Origin of the sequence: Streptomyces sp. NPDC006393 (assembly GCF_040628575.1) — a bacterium.
Taxonomy (GTDB): Bacteria; Actinomycetota; Actinomycetes; order Streptomycetales; family Streptomycetaceae; genus Streptomyces.
This window is the reverse complement of sequence record NZ_JBEXZD010000047.1, coordinates 36,349-53,570: the sequence shown is the minus strand read 5'-3', so window position 1 is coordinate 53,570 and position 17,222 is coordinate 36,349. Positions and strand designations below refer to the sequence as shown.

Below are 17,222 nucleotides of genomic sequence, written 5' to 3'. Positions count from 1 at the left end.
CAGCCCCTCGACCTCCAGGCGCAGCAGCGCCTCGCGCACCGGGGTGCGGGAGACGCCGACGGCCTCGGCCAGCTCACCCTCGGTCAGAAGCGTTCCGCCTTCATAACGGCGCTCCAGAACGGCTTGCTTGACGTGGGCGTACACACGGTCGGCGGCGGGGGGCTGCTTCACGGCGAGGGTCATGCCCACAGCATAGATACAAGACGTACGCATGACCCGCATCGTCCATCATGCGGAATGCGGACCGCTCGGTCCGCCCGGAGGTCACGGAGAAATTCACCCCGCCGACCGCACAACCATCCGCGCCGGTCCGACGTCACACAGGTGCGGCCCCACTCTGTTGGGAACTCAACTCGACCGCACCCTAGGGGCATTCAAAGTAATCGGGGTATCTCACTTGAAAACCGGCACCCAGGCCAGCCGCCTCCGCAGAGCCACCGCCGTCGCCTTGACCACCGGCGCCGTGCTCGTCACCGGAGCTCTCGCCGCGGCACCCGCGCAGGCCGTCAGCGCGCCGTCGATCGTCGCCAAGGGCGGCTACGCGATGAACAACGCCAACGGCTCGACGCTGTTCACGAAGAAGGCGGACACACGACTGTCCACCGGCTCCACCACCAAGATCATGACCGCGAAGGTCGTGCTCGCGCAGCCGAACCTGAACCTCGACGCCAAGGTCACCATCCAGAAGGCGTACAGCGACTACGTCGTGAAGAACAACGCCTCCCAGGCGCATCTGATCGTCGGCGACAAGGTGACCGTCCGTCAGCTGCTGTACGGTCTGATGCTGCCGTCCGGCTGCGACGCCGCGTACGCGCTGGCCGACAAGTACGGTTCCGGCTCGACGCGGGACGCGCGCGTGAAGAGCTTCATCGGCAAGATGAACGCCGCCGCGAAGAGCCTGAAGCTGAAGAACACCCACTTCGACTCCTTCGACGGGATCGGCAAGGGCAGCAACTACTCGACGCCGCGCGACCTGACGAAAATCGCGAGCAGTGCGATGAAGAGCTCCACGTTCCGCACGATCGTGAAGACGAAGTCGTACACGGCCAAGACCATCACCAAGACGGGCAGTACCCGCACGATGGCGAAGTGGACGAACACGAACACCCTGCTGGGCAGCTACAAGGGCGCCATCGGGGTGAAGACCGGCTCGGGCCCGCAGGCCAAGTACTGCCTGGTCTTCGCCGCGACGCGGGGCAGCAAGACCGTCATCGGCACGGTCCTCGCCTCGTCCTCGGTCAACCAGCGCGCCACCGACGCCACGAAGATCCTCAACTACGGCTTCGCCCGCCTGGGCTGACGCCGGCGTACGGCACGACCGAGCCGTGCACCCCGGGTGGGGTGCACGGCTCGTCGTCGTCCGGGGTACGGGTGATCTCCCGGCTCAGGCCCAGGTGATCAACCGCTTCGGCTGCTCCAGGACGGCGGCCACGTCCGCCAGGACCTTGGAGCCGAGTTCGCCGTCCACCAGGCGGTGGTCGAAGCTCAGGGCCAGGGTGGTGACCTGGCGGGGCTTGACCTTGCCCTTGTGGACCCACGGCTGGAGCTTGATCGCCCCGACCGCGAGGATCGCGGACTCGCCCGGGTTGAGGATCGGCGTGCCCGTGTCGACGCCGAAGACGCCGACGTTGGTGATCGTCACCGTGCCGCCCTGCATGGCCGCCGGGGACGTCTTGCCCTCACGGGCCGTCGCGACCAGCTCACCGAGTGCCTCGGCGAGCTGCGGGAGCGTCTTGGCGTGGGCGTCCTTGATGTTGGGGACGATCAGGCCGCGCGGGGTGGCCGCGGCGATGCCCAGGTTGACGTAGTGCTTGAGCACGATCTCCTGGCTGGCCTCGTCCCAGGACGCGTTGATCTCCGGGTTGCGCTTGATGGCGACCAGCAGGGCCTTGGCGATCAGCAGGAGCGGGTTGACCCGCAGCCCCTGCATGTCCTTGTCCTGCTTGAGCTCCTCCACCAGCCTCATCGTGCGGGTCACGTCGACCGTCACGAACTCCGTGACGTGCGGCGCCGTGAACGCGGAGCCGACCATCGCGGCCGCCGTGGCCTTGCGGACGCCCTTGACCGGGACGCGGGTCTCCCGCGCGCCGTCGTAGGTCACCGCGGGAGCGGGAGCCGGGGCGGTGGCCGCCGGGGTGGGGGCCGTCACCGGTTCCGGCGCCTGCGGGGCGACGGTGGCCGCCACCGCCGCGTGGACGTCCTCGCGCGTGATGATGCCGTCCGGGCCGGACGGGACCACCGTCGTCAGGTCCACGCCCAGGTCCTTCGCCAGCTTGCGCACCGGCGGCTTCGCCAGCGGACGGTCCGTCCCGGCGGCGGGGGCGGGGGCCGGGGCGGTCACGGCCGACGCGCTGTGGCCGTTCAGCTCCGACTGGAGTGCCGTCGCGGCCTGGGGCACCGCCGGCTCCTGGCCCTTGCGCGGGCGGCGCTTGGTGGCCGACGTCGAGACGCCGTAGCCCACCAGGACCGGCTGGCGGCCCTGCGGCTCCGCCTCCTCCTGCGCCGGCTCGGCCGCCGGGGCCTGTGCGGGGACCTCGGCCGGGGCCGCGCCCGCGACCTCCACCGCGATGATGGACGTGCCCACGTCCACGGTGGTGCCCTCGGGGAAGCGCAGTTCACGCACCACGCCGTCGTAGGGGATCGGCAGTTCGACGGCCGCCTTGGCGGTCTCGACCTCGCAGACCACCTGGCCGTCGGTGACCGTGTCACCCGGCTGGACGTACCACTTGAGGATCTCGGCCTCGGTCAGACCCTCGCCGACATCCGGCATCTTGAACTCACGCACGGACGCTTCGGTCATCGTCGTCACGAACCTCTCCCTCAGTACGCCAGCGAGCGGTCGACGGCGTCGAGCACGCGATCCAGGTCCGGCAGATACGCCTCTTCCAGCCGCGCCGGCGGATACGGCGCGTGGTAGCCGCCGACCCGCAGGACGGGGGCCTCCAGGTGGTAGAAGCAGCGCTCGGTGATCCGGGCGGCGATCTCCGCGCCGGAGCCGAAGAAGACCGGGGCCTCGTGGACCACGACCAGGCGGCGGGTCTTCTCCACCGAGGCCTGGATGGAGTCGAAGTCGATCGGGGAGACCGAGCGCAGGTCCAGGACCTCCAGCGACCTGCCCTCCTCGGCGGCCGCGGCGGCCACCTCGTGGCACAGCTTCACCATCGGGCCGTAGGCGGCCAGGGTCAGGTCCGTGCCCTCGCGGACGACCTGCGCCTTGTGCAGCGGGGCGGGGATCGCCTCGAGGTCGACCTCGCCCTTGTCCCAGTAGCGCCGCTTGGGCTCGAAGTAGATCACCGGGTCGTCGCTCTGGATGGCCTGCTGCATCATCCAGTACGCGTCCGACGCGTTGGAGGGGCTGACGATCTTCAGGCCCGCGACGTGCGCGAACAGCGCCTCGGGGGACTCCGAGTGGTGCTCCACCGCGCCGATGCCGCCGCCGTAGGGGATGCGGACCACGACCGGGAGCTTGACCTTGCCCAGGGAGCGGGCGTGCATCTTCGCCAGCTGCGTGACGATCTGGTCGTACGCCGGGAAGACGAAGCCGTCGAACTGGATCTCGACCACCGGGCGGTAGCCGCGCAGCGCGAGGCCGATCGCCGTGCCGACGATGCCGGACTCGGCGAGCGGGGTGTCGATGACGCGGCTCTCGCCGAAGTCCTTCTGCAGCCCGTCCGTCACCCGGAACACGCCGCCCAGCTTGCCGACGTCCTCGCCCATGATCAGGACCTTGGGGTCGGCGTCCAGGGCGTGGCGCAGCGACTCGTTGATCGCCTTGGCCAGGGCCATCTTCTCCGCAGCCATGCTCAGACCCCCTCTACGTCCGCGAACGACGCCTGGTAGGCGGCGAACTGGGCGCGTTCCTCGTCGACGAGCGCATGCCCGTCCGCGTACACGTTCTCGAAGATGGCGAAGTGGTCCGGGTCCGGCATGGCGCGGACCGCTTCGCGTACTCGTCTGCCCAACGCCTCGCTCTCGGCCTCGAGTTCCGCGAAGAATCCCTCGTCCGCGTGGTTTGCGGCCTCCAGGTGGCGGCGAAGGCGCAGGATCGGGTCCTTGGCCTCCCAGGCCAGGCGCTCCTCGTCGCCCCGGTAGCGGGTGGGGTCGTCGGAGGTGGTGTGGGCGCCCATGCGGTACGTGAACGCCTCGACCAGGGTCGGGCCCTCGCCGGCGCGGGCGCGCTCCAGCGCCCACTTGGTGACCGCGAGGCAGGCCAGTACGTCGTTGCCGTCGACCCGCACGCCCGGGAAGCCGAAGCCCTGCGCGCGCTGGTAGAGCGGCACGCGGGTCTGCTTCTCGGTGGGCTCGGAGATCGCCCACTGGTTGTTCTGGCAGAAGAACACGACCGGGGCGTTGTAGACCGCGGAGAAGGTGAAGGACTCCGCCACGTCGCCCTGGCTGGAGGCGCCGTCGCCGAAGTAGGCGATGACGGCCGAGTCCGCGCCGTCCTTGGCGACGCCCATGGCGTAGCCGGTGGCGTGCAGCGTCTGGGAGCCGATGACGATCGTGTACAGGTGGAAGTTGTTGCTGTTCGGGTCCCAGCCGCCGTTGTTCACGCCGCGGAACATGCCGAGCAGGTTGGTGGGGTCGACCCCGCGGCACCAGGCGACGCCGTGCTCGCGGTAGGTCGGGAAGACGTAGTCGTCGTCGTTCAGGGCCCGGCCCGAGCCGATCTGGGCGGCCTCCTGACCGAGCAGCGACGCCCACAGTCCCAGTTCGCCCTGGCGCTGCAGCGCGGTGGCCTCGGCGTCGAAGCGGCGGGTGAGCACCATGTCGCGGTACAGCCCGCGAAGCTCTTCGGAAGTGATGCCGGCGACGTACTTGTCGTACTCGGCGTTCTTGACGCGCTTCCCCTCAGGGGTCAGCAACTGCACGAGTTCGGGGCCGGCGTTCCTCTTCGCGTTCGCTCCGGTGCTCTTTTTGGCGCCGGTGGCGCCGGCCTTGCTTCCGGCGCTGCGTCGCGGTGTGCGCGCGGCAGTGCTCTCCACGGTCACGTGTGCTCCTCCGTCGGTCCGGCCCCCGGGGTTGCCGGTAGGCCAGTGCGGCTCACCTGAAACCGACCACCGAGGCACGGGGTGGGTGCCACTCGGCCGGGAACAGGCGTGACAGGTGCCCCGGCGAGCGCCCTGCAACAGCCACGTTACCCAGTGCTCCACATTTCTGGGAAACCCCTCCTGACCTGCGTGTTTCATTGGATTTCCAAGTATTTTCGCTTGGACGTCCAAGTACTGGCGCGGGTAATCGGGGCAGCCGCTGGTCACAGCCGTGCAGGGGGCCGGAACACCGGCACGGTATCCCGGCCACCCCCGCGTCGGGAAGGGCTGAAGAGTGGCCGGAACTGCTCTTGATGGATGACCCATACCGGGGGCATGCGAGCCGAGGGCCGCGCACCGGAAGCGCTCAAGGCGGTGACCTTATGTGACCGAAAGCGACTACTGAAGACTGTCTGTGACAACGCCCAGCTCACGGCCTCGGCCGTTGCCCTAGCATCTGGCGCGTGCCGCGCCGATGTGTACCACCCTCTGTACCCCATGCGCCCCCTCTGAGCGCCCTACTGCGCCAGTACGCCGCCGGTTCCGCCCTCACCTGCGAACCCGTCGAGCAGGGCCTGCTGAACCGCGGCTACCGACTGTGCACCACCCGTGGCCGCTACTTCCTCAAGCACCACTTCGACCCCGACACCGCCGACCCGGCGGCGATCGCCCGGCAGCACCGCGCCACCCGGCGCCTGGCCGACCTGGGCGTCCCGGTGGCGCCCGCGCTGCCCGGGCGCGACGGACGCACGGTCGCGGTGATCGGCGGCCACGCCTACGCCCTGCACCCCTGGATCGACGGCCGGCACCGGCACGGCGGCCAGCTCACCACCGACCAGTGCACACGCCTCGGCGCGCTCCTGGGGGCCGTGCACGCCTGCCTGGAGCGCGTGATGCCGCCCAAGGGGCGCACCCGCCCCGCCACGCACCCGCACCCCGTGGAGAGCGCCGACCCCGACGACACCCTCGCCCTGATCGACGACCTGCTCGCCCACGTCCGCCGCCACCGCCCCGCCGACGCCTTCGACGAACTGGCCCGGCACCGGCTCCTGGAGCGCCGCGCCCTGCTGGAGCGGTACGTCGGCCGACGCCCCCCGCCGGGCGGCCCCGTCGGCTGGGTGCACGGCGACTTCCACCCCTTCAACGTGCTCTACAAGGGGCACGCCCCGGCCGCGATCGTCGACTGGGACCGGCTCGGTGTGCAGCCGCGGGCCGAGGAGGCCGTCCGCGCCGCCGCGATCTTCTTCGTCCGCCCGGCCGGCACCCTGGACCTGCCGAAGATCAGGGCGTACGCGCGCGCGTACCGGCGCACCGCCGGCGCCACGCCCTCGGAGCTCGTTGCGGCCGTGCACCGCGTGTGGTGGGAACGCCTGAACGACTTCTGGATGCTGCGCTGGCACTACGAGCGTGGCGACACCCGCGCCGACTGCCAGTTCCCGGCCGCCTCGGCGCTCGCGGTGTGGTGGACCGAGGAGTACGAGGCGGTGTGCGGGGCGTTCGCGGAGTGAAGGGTGATCAGCCGCCGGTGACCCCGGTGTTCGCCGCCCCGCCGGCGGCCGTACCGGCGGTGTCGCCGCCGTCCGTGCCCCCGTTGTCGCTGCCGCTGCTGCCGCCGTCCGCCCCACCGTCGGTGTTACCGCCACTGGTGTCCGTAGGACTCGCAGGACCCGACGGAGTCGTCTGCGGGTCCGAGCTCGGCGTGTTCGTCGGCTCGTCGCTCGAATCGTCCGTCGCCGTCGGGGACGGCGTGTGCGACGGCTCCTGCGACGGCGTGAAGTCCCAGCCGGCGCCGCCGTTGGAGCTGTTGCCGCTGTCCGTCGACGTGTCCGACGGACGGTCCTGCGACGACTCGCTGGGAGTGGAGCTGGGCTGGTCGTCCTTGGACGACTGGGAGCTCGACGGCGAGTTGGTGGTGCCGGTGCCGCCACCGCCGCCGTCGCCACCGGTGTTGTGCAGCGCCAGCGCCACGCCCACCGCGATGGCGATCACCGCGAGCACGGCGAGGATCCACAGCTTGCCGCGGCCGCTGCCCTGGTTGCCGTGTCCCTCGAACCCGCCGTCGTCGCCACTGCCGTACCCCGCGGGCAGGATCGGCTGCGGGATCTGCGCGGTGCCGGGACCGGTCTCGCCCGGGTGCGGCATCACGGTCGTACCGGCGAAGCCCGACGCCGGGGTGTGCCGGCCCTCGTGCATCTCCACCGGCCCGGTGTTCCAGGTGCCGGTGTGGCCGCCCTGGTCGTACAGCATCTGCAACGCGTACTGGACCAGGCCGCGCATCTCCTCGGCCGTCTGGAAGCGGTCGTCGGGCTCCTTGGCGAGCGAGCGCATGACCAGGCCGTCGAGTTCCGGCGGGCAGCCGGCCTCGGAGACCTGCGACGGCGGCATCGCCGGGTCCTGGACGTGCTGGTAGACCACCGACAGCGGGGTCTCGCCGATGAACGGGGGCCGCAGCGAGAGGAGTTCGTACAGCAGGCAGCCCGTCGCGTACAGGTCGGAGCGGTGGTCGACGGCCTTGCCGAGGGCCTGCTCCGGGGAGAGGTACTGCGGGGTGCCCATGACCATGCCGGTCTGCGTCATCGTCGTGGACGCCCCGTGCAGGGCGCGGGCGATGCCGAAGTCCATCACCTTCACGGCGCCGTTGTCGGTGATGATCACGTTGGCGGGCTTGATGTCGCGGTGCACGATGCCGTGCTGGTGCGAGTAGGCCAGCGCCTCCAGGACCCCGGAGACGATGATCAGCGCCTGCTCGGGGCCCGGCGCCTCGGCGTTGAGCAGCAGGTCACGGATGGTGCGGCCCTCGACCAGCTCCATCACGATGTACGGCACGGACTGGCCGCCCACCATGTCCTCGCCGGAGTCGTACACGGCGACGATCGCATGGTGGTTGAGGCCGGCCACGGACTGCGCCTCGCGCGTGAAACGGGCCTTGGAGACCGGGTCCTCGGCGAGGTCGGCGCGGAGCAGCTTGACCGCGACGGTGCGGCCCAGGCGCACGTCCTCGGCCGCGAACACCTCGGCCATGCCGCCCCGGCCGAGCCTGCGGGTGAGCCGGTACCGGCCGTCGCCGACCAGGCCGCCGTTGCCCCACATCTCAGGCGCGTCCGACATGCCGCCGCCGCCAGTCGCCTCGGGGTCGGACGGGCCCTGGGCGCGCTGCGTCTGTGCCATCAGTCCTCGCCGTCGTTTCTGCCCGCGGTGTGCGGTGTTGTCACGGGTCTCCGTCCGCCACGCTACAGGTTCGGCGCAAGCCGCCGGTCCAGGTTCGCGGTGAGGACCGGCCCGGGACCGGACCGGCCATAAAACCCCGTGCGCCCGCCGTCGTGCAAATTCCGTGTACCGGTCGTACGTCCGCTGTAACGCTTCCGCGACGCTTCTTTCGCGTACGGTCACGGAACGGGCACCGAGCTTGACGTGTCGGTGCCCTCGGGCAGACTTGGCCGGGAATAACACATTCGATCAACGAGATCCGGACATGAGGTCAGGTCAGGTCCGGTCCCGGGACGGGTCGACGGACAGCCGATCGCGCGAGCACAGCTGCCGCACAGCAGCCGCTGCCCCGCGCGCGCCTATGGGGGACGCAGAAGATGAGCCAGGACGGCGCACAGGGCCGGTTCGCCGGACGGGCACTGGCAGGCGGCCGCTACCAGCTGCGTGACTTGCTCGGCGAGGGCGGCATGGCCTCGGTGCACCTCGCCTACGACTCCGTGCTCGACCGGCAGGTCGCCATCAAGACGCTGCACACCGAGCTCGGCCGGGAAGCCGCCTTCCGTGAGCGGTTCCGCCGCGAGGCCCAGGCCGTGGCGAAGCTCACGCACACGAACATCGTCTCGGTCTTCGACACCGGCGAGGACGACCTGGACGGCATGACGACGCCGTACATCGTCATGGAGTACATCGAGGGCCGGCCGCTGGGCTCCGTGCTCGACCAGGACATCAGGCAGCAGGGGGCGATGCCCGCCGACAAGGCCCTGAAGGTCACCGCGGACGTGCTGGCCGCCCTGGAGATCAGCCACGAGATGGGCCTGGTCCACCGGGACATCAAGCCGGGCAACGTGATGATGACCAAGCGTGGCGTGGTCAAGGTGATGGACTTCGGCATCGCCCGCGCGATGCAGTCCGGTGTCACCTCCATGACCCAGACCGGCATGGTCGTCGGCACCCCGCAGTACCTGTCGCCGGAGCAGGCCCTGGGCCGGGGCGTGGACGCCCGCTCGGACCTGTACTCGGTCGGCATCATGCTGTTCCAGCTGGTCACCGGGCGGCTGCCGTTCGACGCGGACTCGCCGCTGGCCATCGCGTACGCGCATGTGCAGGAGGAGCCGGTGGCTCCTTCGTCGATCAACCGCTCCCTGCCGCCCGCGGTGGACGCGCTGGTGGCCCGCGCACTGAAGAAGAACCCGAACGAGCGTTTCCCCAGCGCCGTGTCCATGCGTGACGAGTGCCTGCGCGTGGCGGCGTCCTTCCAGGCGGCCCCGCCCAGCATCGTGCCGGGCGCCCGGACGTCGAGCGGTGCGGGCGTGGGCTCCGCGGTCTTCCCGCCCGTCGACACGGCCCCACCGCCCGTGGGCAACGTGCAGACGCCGTACCAGCCCGCTCCGGCCACGCCGAACCCGTACGGCACGCCGCCGCCCGCGATGCCCTCGCCCGCCTACGGCTACCCGCAGCAGGCCCCTCAGCCGGCGGTCGGCTACCAGACGCCCCCCGGCCCCTCGCCGTACGCCGCCCCGCAGCAGGCGTCGACCCCGCCGCCGTACACGATCTCGCCCCAGTCCCCGGGCCCGAACCCGGCGCGCGGCGGCAAGGGCAACAAGCCGGTGATCATGGGGTCGGTGGCCGTGGCGGTCATCGCGGTCGTGGGTCTGATCGCCGCGCTGCTCATGAACAACGGTGGCGACGACGACGCCAAGGGCGGCGGCGGCAGCGCCAGCGCGTCGGTGTCGAGCCATCCGTCGGGCTACCGCGGGCCGGACACGACGAAGACGATCGAGAAGACCGAGTGCACCGACCCGCAGGAGTCGTACAACGACGAGAAGAAGGTGAAGATGCCCAACTTCGCCTTCAAGAACTGGGACTCGGTCCTCGCCTGCCTCCAGGCCGCCGGATGGAACTACAAGAAGCGGCCGGTGGACGAGAACACGTACGGCAAGGACACCGTCATGCGGCAGTCGCCCGAGGCGGGCACGGACTTCGATCCGAACGACCCGCCGGACATCCAGTTCGACATCTCCACCGGCAATCCGGCCTAGGCCTGGGAACGCCGACCGGTCGCTCGCCGGGACGTCGGACGGTCGCCGGAAGGTCGAAGGGCGTGGGTCGCGCATGACGCGCTTCCCACGCCCTTGTGTCGTTCCGCCGTCCGCAGTCCGCAGTCCGCAGTCCGGTCGTCCTACAGGTACGGGCCGCCCGAGCGGGTGCCGGGGTGGCCGTCCTCGCCCTCGCGGCCGACGCCCGGCGGGAGGGCGCGGCGCATCTGCTCCAGCTGGGCGCGGGCGGCCATCTGCTGGGCGAACAGCGTCGTCTGGATCCCGTGGAAGAGGCCTTCCAGCCAGCCCACCAACTGGGCCTGGGCGATCCGCAGTTCCGCGTCGCTGGGGGTCCCTTCGTCGGTGAACGGCAGGGAGAGCCGCTCCAGCTCCTCGACGAGCTCCGGAGCCAGGCCGTCCTCGAGTTCCTTCACCGAGCTGGCGTGGATCTCCTTGAGCCGGACCCGGCTGGCCTCGTCGAGAGGAGCGGCGCGCACCTCTTCGAGCAGCTGCTTGATCATGCTGCCGATCCGCATGACCTTCGCGGGCTGCTCCACCTGCTCCGTCACCGGGGTCTCGCGGGAGTCTTCGTCACCGCCGCCGAGCGCCATGCCGTCCTGGCCCACGACCAGGATCTGGGGGTTCTCCGGCGACCGTTCGTTCCTCGGCATCTCCATGCCGCCCATTCTCTCGCACCCATACGTCTCACCTCCTTGGTGCCCCCTGCGGAAGGTGATCCACCGTGTGCGCGCTGTCCGCGTTCCGCGTGGAGTGTCCCGGTTCCTCCGGAGGGTGAAGGCGCAGCAGCCGGGCCGCGCAGTGCTCCAGCCAGCGGGACTCGGCCTCCGCGTGGCAGATCAGCTGCTCCAGGACCAGCAACCGGGCCACCTCTCCGGGGCTCTCGGGCCGGCGGGCCAGGAGCTCGGCCCGCTGCCGTACGTAGTCGTGCAGTGCCTCGGAGACATGCCGGCGCTGCACCTCGACGACCTCGCGCACCTCGACGTCGGGCGCCGCGTCCGCCAGGACCAGCTTGAGGGCCAGTTCCTCACGGGGTGGACCCGCGAGTTCCACGGGCCGCGCGTACCAGGACCGCAGCTCGGCGCGACCCGCCCTGGTCAGCGCGTACGTCACCCGTCCGGCCCCGTCCACGCCCTCCCGGGCGACCAGACCGTCCCGCTCCAGAAGACCGAGGGTGGTGCAGACCCGGCCGAGGCTCAGCGGCCAGGCGGCCCCCGTGTGCTCCTCGAACACGGCACGCAGCTGGGATCCGTGGCGGGGGCCGGCCTCCAGCAGCGCCAGCAGTCCGTGGCGTAGTGACATATCCGGATTGTGCAGTCACTACGGCGCCTCGACCTGGTGGGCCAATCCGGAATGCCGGATTGATTGATCGATGTGAGTGTTGTTCCACCGCATCACTGAGATCAGGTGAGGGGGTCCCACGTGACTCCATGGCTGGGCGCCGCGCCGATACGCGCGGCGATACGCGCGACAGGACTGCTCATAGGGCTGGGCGCGGCCGTCCTGCCCGGTGGCCACGCCTCGGCGTGCGGCCCGTTGTCACCGTTGTCCAGGCCGTCCATCGCCCCCTCCACCCCCCGCTCGGCTTTCGCGCCGGTCTCGGTTTTCGCGCCGGTCTCGGCTTTCGCGCCGGTGTCAGCCTCCGCCTCCGTCGCCGACCGTGGCATCGCCTCCACGCCTTCGGGGAACGCGTCGCCTCCGGACCACGGCGGCGCCTCCCGCCCGGCCGCCGGGCACTCTTCCCGGCCGTCCCGGCCACCTGATCAGCCATCCGGGCCATCCGCACCATCCGGAGTGACCAGGCCGTCCCGGACTCCCGTATCGCCGTCCTCGGCCTCCCCGTCCTCGGTTTCCGCGTCCTCGGTTTCCGCGTCTTCGGCCTCGGCGTCCGCGTCCTCGGTGTCGTTCGTCACCCTGCCCGCCGCATCGGAGTCGTCGATCTCCTCTTCGCCCTCGCCCTCGGACGATCCGTCGCGGGCCGGGAGCCCGGCGGGTGAGGGCCGCGAGCGGCCGGGCCGTCCTCATCGGCATGACACGGAGGTGGAGGGCGATGACACGGCCGGACCGGGCACAGACGGATCGGACACGGACGGATCGGACACGGACGGGTCGGACCCGGACGGCAGCGGGAGCCAGGACGCCGGGGGCATGAGCGGCATACCGACGACGGCCGCCCCGGAGTCGTCCGAGGCGGCCGCTCAGCCGCCGTCCGGGTCCCCGGACGCGCCCGCCGCCCCGCCCGTCGCGGAGTCCGGGCCGGCAGCCGCGCCCGCACGGCGGCTCCTGCCCCTGGGCAGCGGGCTGGTGCTCATAGGTCTCGGCCTGGGGACGGCGTTCATCGCTCTCCGCCTGCCCAGGGCCTAGGCTGCGGTCCTTCCCGGCCGAATGCCCGGATCAGGGCGTCACCAGCAGCACCTTGCCGATGTGGCCGCTCTCCTCGACGACCCGGTGGGCCGCCGCGGCGTCGCTCATCGGCATCTCCCGGTCGACGACCGGACGGACGTTGCCGTCGGCGAGCAGCGGCCACACGTGTTCGCGCACGGCCGCGACGACCGCCGCCTTCTCGTCGAGCGGACGGGCGCGCAGCGAGGTCGCGGTGATCGCGGCCCGCTTGCTCATCAGGGTGCCGATGTTCAGCTCGCCCTTGACGCCACCCTGCATGCCGATGATCGCGAGCCGTCCGCTGACAGCGAGGGCCCGTACGTTGCGGTCGAGGTACTTGGCCCCCATGTTGTCCAGGATGACGTCGGCGCCCGCCCCGTCCGTGGCCCGCTTGATCTCCTCGACGAAGTCCTGCTCGCGGTAGTTGATGAGGATGTCGGCGCCCAGTTCGGCGCAGTAGTCGAGCTTCTCCTTGGTGCCGGCCGTGACGGCGACCTTCGCTCCGACGGCCTTGGCGAGCTGGATCGCCATGGTGCCGATGCCGCTGGAGCCGCCGTGCACGAGGAAGGTCTCGCCGGGGCGGAGGTGGGCGACCATGAAGACGTTGGACCAGACGGTGCAGGTCACTTCCGGCAGTGCCGCGGCCTGCCTCAGGTCGACGTTCTCGGGCACGGGCAGCAGCTGGCCTGCCGGGACGGCGACCTTCTCGGCGTAACCGCCGCCCGAGAGCAGCGCGCACACCTGATCGCCGACCGCCCAGCCGGACACGCCCGGCCCGAGCGCGGCGATCCGGCCCGAGCACTCCAGGCCGGGGTACCGGGAGGCGCCGGGCGGCGGGTCGTAGTGCCCCTGCCGTTGCAGGATGTCGGCGCGGTTGACGGCGCTGGCCACCACGTCGACCAGCACCTCCCCCTCACCGGGCACCGGATCCGGCACCTCGTCCCACACCAACGCCTCGGGTCCACCGGGTTCGGGAATCGTGATCGCATGCATGGAGGCGACGCTACTCCGCCCCGGCGTCAGTCCTGGGGCAGCGGCTTGGTGTCCGGGGTGATCCGTGTGCCCGGGGTGGCGCGGACGATGGTGATCAGACGGTCCGTCAACTGGAGGGTGCCGACAGAAGGATCGTCGTAGCCCAGGACACGGTGTCCGCGTACGACGCTCACCACCAGGTCGTCGATCTCCCGCGGATTCCTGCCCGCCTCGGCGCGTATGACGGGTCGTTCGACGATGTCCAGCCCGCTGCCCTGCTGGATGAGGTCCTCCATGACCATGCCGGCGGCCGGGCTGAGCACGGACAGCCCGAGCAGCCTGCCCGCGGCGCTCGCGCTGGTGATCACGGCATCCGCGCCGGACTGCCGGAGCAGCGGCGCGTTCTCCTCCTCCCGCACCGCGGCGACGATCTTCGCCCCCCGGTTGAGCTGCCGGGCCGTCAGCGCCACCAGCACGGCCGTGTCGTCCCGCTGGGTGGCGATGATGATCTGCCGTGCCCGCTGCACCTCCGCCCGCTTGAGCACCTCGCTGCGGGTCGCGTCCCCGACCACTCCCACGTACCCGTCCGCCGCGGCCGCGTCGATCACCTTGGCGCTGGGATCGACCACGACGACCTGCTGCTTCTTCAGGCCCGTCGCGCAGACGGTCTGGATCGCGGACCTTCCCTTCGTGCCGAAGCCGACGACGACGGTGTGATCGCGCAAGGCGGACCTCCAGCGACTGAGGCGCCACTCCTCACGGGTGCGTTCGGTGAGGACTTCGAGTGTGGTGCCGACGAGAATGATCAGGAACAGCACGCGCAGGGGCGTGATGACGAAGATGTTGGTGAGCCGGGCCCCGTCGCTGACCGGGGTGATGTCGCCGTATCCGGTGGTGGAGAGCGTCACCGTGGCGTAGTAGGCCGCGTCGAGGAGGTCGACGGAACCGTCGGCGTTGTCGTGGTAGCCGTCGCGGTCGGCGTAGACGATGACGACGGTCACGACCAGCACCAGCAGGGCCATGGCGAGCCGCTTGCCGACCTGGCGGATCGGGCGTTCCACCACTTTCTTCGGGAGTTTCACCCGATGGGTCACGAGATGTTCGTCCGCCTGGCGGGCGATCGCGTCATGGCCCGGAAGTTTCACGTGAAACACACCCCGATTCCGGCGGCGGCCCAGGGCAGGTCGAGCAGTTCTGTCTCCTGGCCCGCACGGGCGCCACCCGGCGGTACGACGGCCAGCGCATCGGCCGCCGCGACCCCGCGCAGCATCGCCGGTCCGTTGTAGTGCAGCGGGACCGCGTGGTCGCCGCGCAGCACGACGGGCACGAGCCGGGTGTCGTAGGGATGCCCGTGCACCGCGTCCTTCAGCGGCAGCGTGTACGGCTCGAGCGCCGGACGCGCGGCCAGCGTGCGCAGCAGCGGCTCGGCGAGGGTGAGCAGGCCGGAGACGGCGGCGAGAGGGTTGCCGGGCAGGCCGACGAGGTGCTGGTCCTCCCTGGTGCGGGCCAGCAGCATCGGGTGGCCGGGGCGCACCTTCACACCGTCCACCAGCAGTTCGGCGCCGAGCCTGCTCAGGGTGGGGTGGACGTGGTCGACGGGGCCGGAGGCGGTGCCGCCGGTGGTGACGATCAGGTCGGCCTCGGACCTGCCGATCGCCTTGTGCAGTGCCTTGGCGTCGTCGCCGATGCGGCGCACGGTGGCCGTCTCCGCGCCGAGCGCCCGCAGCCAGGGCGGCAGCATCGGGCCGAGCGCGTCCCGGATCCGGCCGTCGTGCGGCAGGCCCGTGGTGAGCAGTTCGTCGCCGAGTACGAGGACGTCGACACGAGGCCGGGGGACGGCGGTGAGGGTGTCGTATCCGGCAGCCGCGGCGAGGCCCAGCACGGCGGGGGTGACCAGGGTCCCGACGGGCAGCAACTGGTCTCCGCTGCGGCACTCCTGTGCGCGTGGGCGGATGTCCTGGCCGTGGCTCACCTCGCGGGTGGCGTGCAGCCTGCCCTTGGCGTCCGTTCGGCCGTGCTCGCTGCGCAGCACGGCGGTGGTGTCCTGCGGGATGCGGGCGCCGGTCGCGATCCGTACGGCCTCGCCGTCGGTCAGCGGTTCGGGCCGTGCGTGTCCGGCCAGGGCGCCTTCTTCGCGTACGTCCCAGGGGCCGGGGCCGGCGACCGCCCAGCCGTCCATCGCGGAGGTGTCGAAGGAGGGCAGGTCGGTGAGGGCGGCCAGGGGCTCGGCCAGGACCAGGCCCAGGGCGGCGTCCAGGGGGACCGAGACGGGCGTGCGGCGGGCTCCGCCGCGGACGGCGCGGGCCGCGGTTTCGCGGGCCTGGGGCCATGGGGTGGCGTGGTGGTGGGCGTCCGGGGAGTGCCCCGGACGCGGGGGCTCTCCGAGGCCGGGGGAGTGCGTGGCGCCGTGGCCGGGCGTGAGCGGTCCGTGGCCGATGCCGTACCCCTGGGGGGAGGCGGGCCCGGAGGTGGGCAGGCCGCCGTGGGCGGGTCCGATGCCGTTGCCTGGTTCCTTCACGAGAGCGAGGGCCTCCTCGACATCGAGTTCCTCGGCGTCCTCGCCGGCCCGCACGCCGCGGGCGGTCATCCCGCGTCCGGACGGGTGTCGGGCGTGGCGTCGGGAGCGACGTCGGGCCTGGCCTCGGCGGTGTCCTCGTCCGCCCAGCGCAGGGCGAGGGCGGCGGCCTTGCGGGCGGCCTGCGCGACCGCTTCGGGGCCGCCCTTGCCCTGTGCGGCGGCGTAGCCGACGAGGAAGGTGGTCAGGGGTGCCGCGGGCCGGGCGACGCCGTGGGCGGCGTCGCGGGCGAGATCGAGCAGCACGCCGGTGTCGACGTCCAGGTCGATGCCCAGTTCGTCCTTGACTGCGGAAATCCATTCATCCAACACGTGCCCATGCTCCCTGATGCGTGCCCTGGCGGTGGCGATGTCGTCCCAGGTGTCGCAGTCGAAGGACGCGACATGGTCGGGGACCCGGGTGAGGTCGAGTGCGGTGGTGAGCCGGCGCAGCGGCAGCCCGGTGAGAGCGCCGTGTTCCCGGGTGAGCGCCGCCAGCTCGCGGCGCAGCGCGTGGGCACGGTAGGCCGCCACGAGCGGCTGGTCACGGCCGTCGGCGTCGGTGAGCAGCGCGCCGTCCGCGCGGCCCGCGCGCAGGGCGCCCAGGAGCCGCCGTACGGTGGCCGGTGCGAGGAACGGCAGATCGGCGGAGAGCACGACGACGTGGTCCGCCGTGGTGTGGCGCAGGCCGGCGTCGAGCGCGGCGAGCGGGCCCGCGCCGGGCGGTTCCTCGCGCGCCCAGCGCACGGGCCGCGCCGTGGGTCTGGGCTCGGCGACGACCACGGTCGTGCGGGCCTCGGCGCAGGCGGAGAGGACACGGTCGAGCAGGGCACGGCCACCGACCCGCACACCGGGCTTGTCCGCGCCGCCCAGCCGCCGGGCGGCGCCTCCGGCGAGCACGACGGCGTCGTGGGCGGCGGACTCGTGCGCGGGGAGCTCATGGGCAGGGCGCTCGAAGGCGGTCACCCCCTGAGTATGCGTCCCGCCCGCGATCACAGGGAACGCGGGCGGGGGTTCCGTCCGC

Annotated in this window: 16 protein-coding genes; 4 read left to right on the top strand and 12 right to left on the bottom strand. The window is 71.6% G+C overall.

Going from position 1 to position 17,222, the window contains the following annotated elements; genetic code table 11:
- The coding region (locus ABZ484_RS20750) for a GntR family transcriptional regulator (RefSeq protein WP_358867357.1) at positions 1 to 183 on the bottom strand (183 nt) is incomplete at its 3' end.
- 214 nt (positions 184 to 397) lie between these two features.
- On the opposite strand from ABZ484_RS20750, the gene ABZ484_RS20745 reads away from it, so the two are divergent.
- Positions 398 to 1,300, top strand: a complete 903-nt coding sequence (locus ABZ484_RS20745; RefSeq protein ID WP_358867356.1) for a D-alanyl-D-alanine carboxypeptidase — start codon at positions 398 to 400, stop codon at positions 1,298 to 1,300.
- 84 nt (positions 1,301 to 1,384) lie between these two features.
- On the opposite strand, the gene ABZ484_RS20740 is transcribed toward ABZ484_RS20745, so the two are convergent.
- Genes ABZ484_RS20740 through pdhA form a run of 3 tightly spaced genes read right to left on the bottom strand, consistent with a single transcriptional unit; the run spans position 1,385 to position 4,991 of the window.
- A complete protein-coding gene (locus tag ABZ484_RS20740) occupies positions 1,385 to 2,809 on the bottom strand; it encodes a dihydrolipoamide acetyltransferase family protein (RefSeq protein ID WP_358867355.1) in 1,425 nt (474 codons plus the stop codon).
- Positions 2,810 to 2,820: 11 nt separating this feature from the next.
- Entirely contained in the window at positions 2,821 to 3,801 is a 981-nt protein-coding gene (locus tag ABZ484_RS20735; RefSeq protein ID WP_358867354.1) for an alpha-ketoacid dehydrogenase subunit beta, read from the bottom strand.
- A 2-nt stretch (positions 3,802 to 3,803) separates the two neighbouring features.
- The gene (gene pdhA, locus ABZ484_RS20730; protein ID WP_358867353.1) at positions 3,804 to 4,991 is read right to left on the bottom strand and encodes a pyruvate dehydrogenase (acetyl-transferring) E1 component subunit alpha; all 1,188 of its coding nucleotides are present in this window, start codon (positions 4,989 to 4,991) and stop codon (positions 3,804 to 3,806) included.
- A 503-nt stretch (positions 4,992 to 5,494) separates the two neighbouring features.
- On the opposite strand from pdhA, the gene ABZ484_RS20725 reads away from it, so the two are divergent.
- The gene (locus tag ABZ484_RS20725; RefSeq protein WP_358867352.1) at positions 5,495 to 6,538 is read left to right on the top strand and encodes a phosphotransferase; all 1,044 of its coding nucleotides are present in this window, start codon (positions 5,495 to 5,497) and stop codon (positions 6,536 to 6,538) included.
- A 7-nt stretch (positions 6,539 to 6,545) separates the two neighbouring features.
- Here ABZ484_RS20725 and ABZ484_RS20720 read toward each other — a convergent pair whose 3' ends face one another.
- Positions 6,546 to 8,198, bottom strand: a complete 1,653-nt coding sequence (locus tag ABZ484_RS20720; RefSeq protein ID WP_358867351.1) for a protein kinase — start codon at positions 8,196 to 8,198, stop codon at positions 6,546 to 6,548.
- A 416-nt stretch (positions 8,199 to 8,614) separates the two neighbouring features.
- On the opposite strand from ABZ484_RS20720, the gene ABZ484_RS20715 reads away from it, so the two are divergent.
- Positions 8,615 to 10,276, top strand: a complete 1,662-nt coding sequence (locus tag ABZ484_RS20715; RefSeq protein ID WP_358867350.1) for a protein kinase — start codon at positions 8,615 to 8,617, stop codon at positions 10,274 to 10,276.
- A 140-nt stretch (positions 10,277 to 10,416) separates the two neighbouring features.
- On the opposite strand, the gene ABZ484_RS20710 is transcribed toward ABZ484_RS20715, so the two are convergent.
- The 3 genes from ABZ484_RS20710 to ABZ484_RS20700 all read right to left on the bottom strand — a co-directional run bounded on the left by ABZ484_RS20710 (position 10,417) and on the right by ABZ484_RS20700 (position 12,204).
- Positions 10,417 to 10,950 (bottom strand): bacterial proteasome activator family protein, encoded by a 534-nt coding sequence (locus ABZ484_RS20710; protein ID WP_030177563.1) that lies wholly within the window; start codon positions 10,948 to 10,950, stop codon positions 10,417 to 10,419.
- A 28-nt stretch (positions 10,951 to 10,978) separates the two neighbouring features.
- Complete coding sequence (locus ABZ484_RS20705; RefSeq protein ID WP_358867349.1) at positions 10,979 to 11,593, bottom strand: helix-turn-helix transcriptional regulator; 615 nt, start codon at positions 11,591 to 11,593, stop codon at positions 10,979 to 10,981.
- A 461-nt stretch (positions 11,594 to 12,054) separates the two neighbouring features.
- Positions 12,055 to 12,204, bottom strand: a complete 150-nt coding sequence (locus ABZ484_RS20700; RefSeq protein ID WP_358867348.1) for a hypothetical protein — start codon at positions 12,202 to 12,204, stop codon at positions 12,055 to 12,057.
- Positions 12,205 to 12,439: 235 nt separating this feature from the next.
- On the opposite strand from ABZ484_RS20700, the gene ABZ484_RS20695 reads away from it, so the two are divergent.
- On the top strand, positions 12,440 to 12,655 hold the full coding sequence (locus tag ABZ484_RS20695) for a hypothetical protein (RefSeq protein ID WP_358867347.1): 216 nt from the start codon (positions 12,440 to 12,442) through the stop codon (positions 12,653 to 12,655).
- Positions 12,656 to 12,685: 30 nt separating this feature from the next.
- On the opposite strand, the gene ABZ484_RS20690 is transcribed toward ABZ484_RS20695, so the two are convergent.
- From ABZ484_RS20690 to ABZ484_RS20675, 4 genes are read right to left on the bottom strand one after another with little or no spacing between them, the layout of a single operon-like run.
- Positions 12,686 to 13,666, bottom strand: a complete 981-nt coding sequence (locus ABZ484_RS20690) for an NAD(P)H-quinone oxidoreductase (protein ID WP_358867346.1) — start codon at positions 13,664 to 13,666, stop codon at positions 12,686 to 12,688.
- 26 nt (positions 13,667 to 13,692) lie between these two features.
- Positions 13,693 to 14,790 carry a potassium channel family protein gene (locus tag ABZ484_RS20685; RefSeq protein ID WP_358867345.1) on the bottom strand — a complete coding sequence of 366 codons (1,098 nt, stop codon included), beginning with the start codon at positions 14,788 to 14,790 and terminating at the stop codon, positions 13,693 to 13,695.
- Positions 14,787 to 16,232: a molybdopterin molybdotransferase MoeA gene (locus ABZ484_RS20680; protein ID WP_358867344.1), complete on the bottom strand. Its 1,446-nt coding sequence runs from the start codon at positions 16,230 to 16,232 to the stop codon at positions 14,787 to 14,789. The genes ABZ484_RS20685 and ABZ484_RS20680 overlap by 4 nt, the downstream gene beginning before the upstream one ends.
- Positions 16,229 to 17,164: an NTP transferase domain-containing protein gene (locus ABZ484_RS20675; RefSeq protein WP_358867343.1), complete on the bottom strand. Its 936-nt coding sequence runs from the start codon at positions 17,162 to 17,164 to the stop codon at positions 16,229 to 16,231. The genes ABZ484_RS20680 and ABZ484_RS20675 overlap by 4 nt, the downstream gene beginning before the upstream one ends.
- Positions 17,165 to 17,222 lie beyond the last annotated feature (58 nt).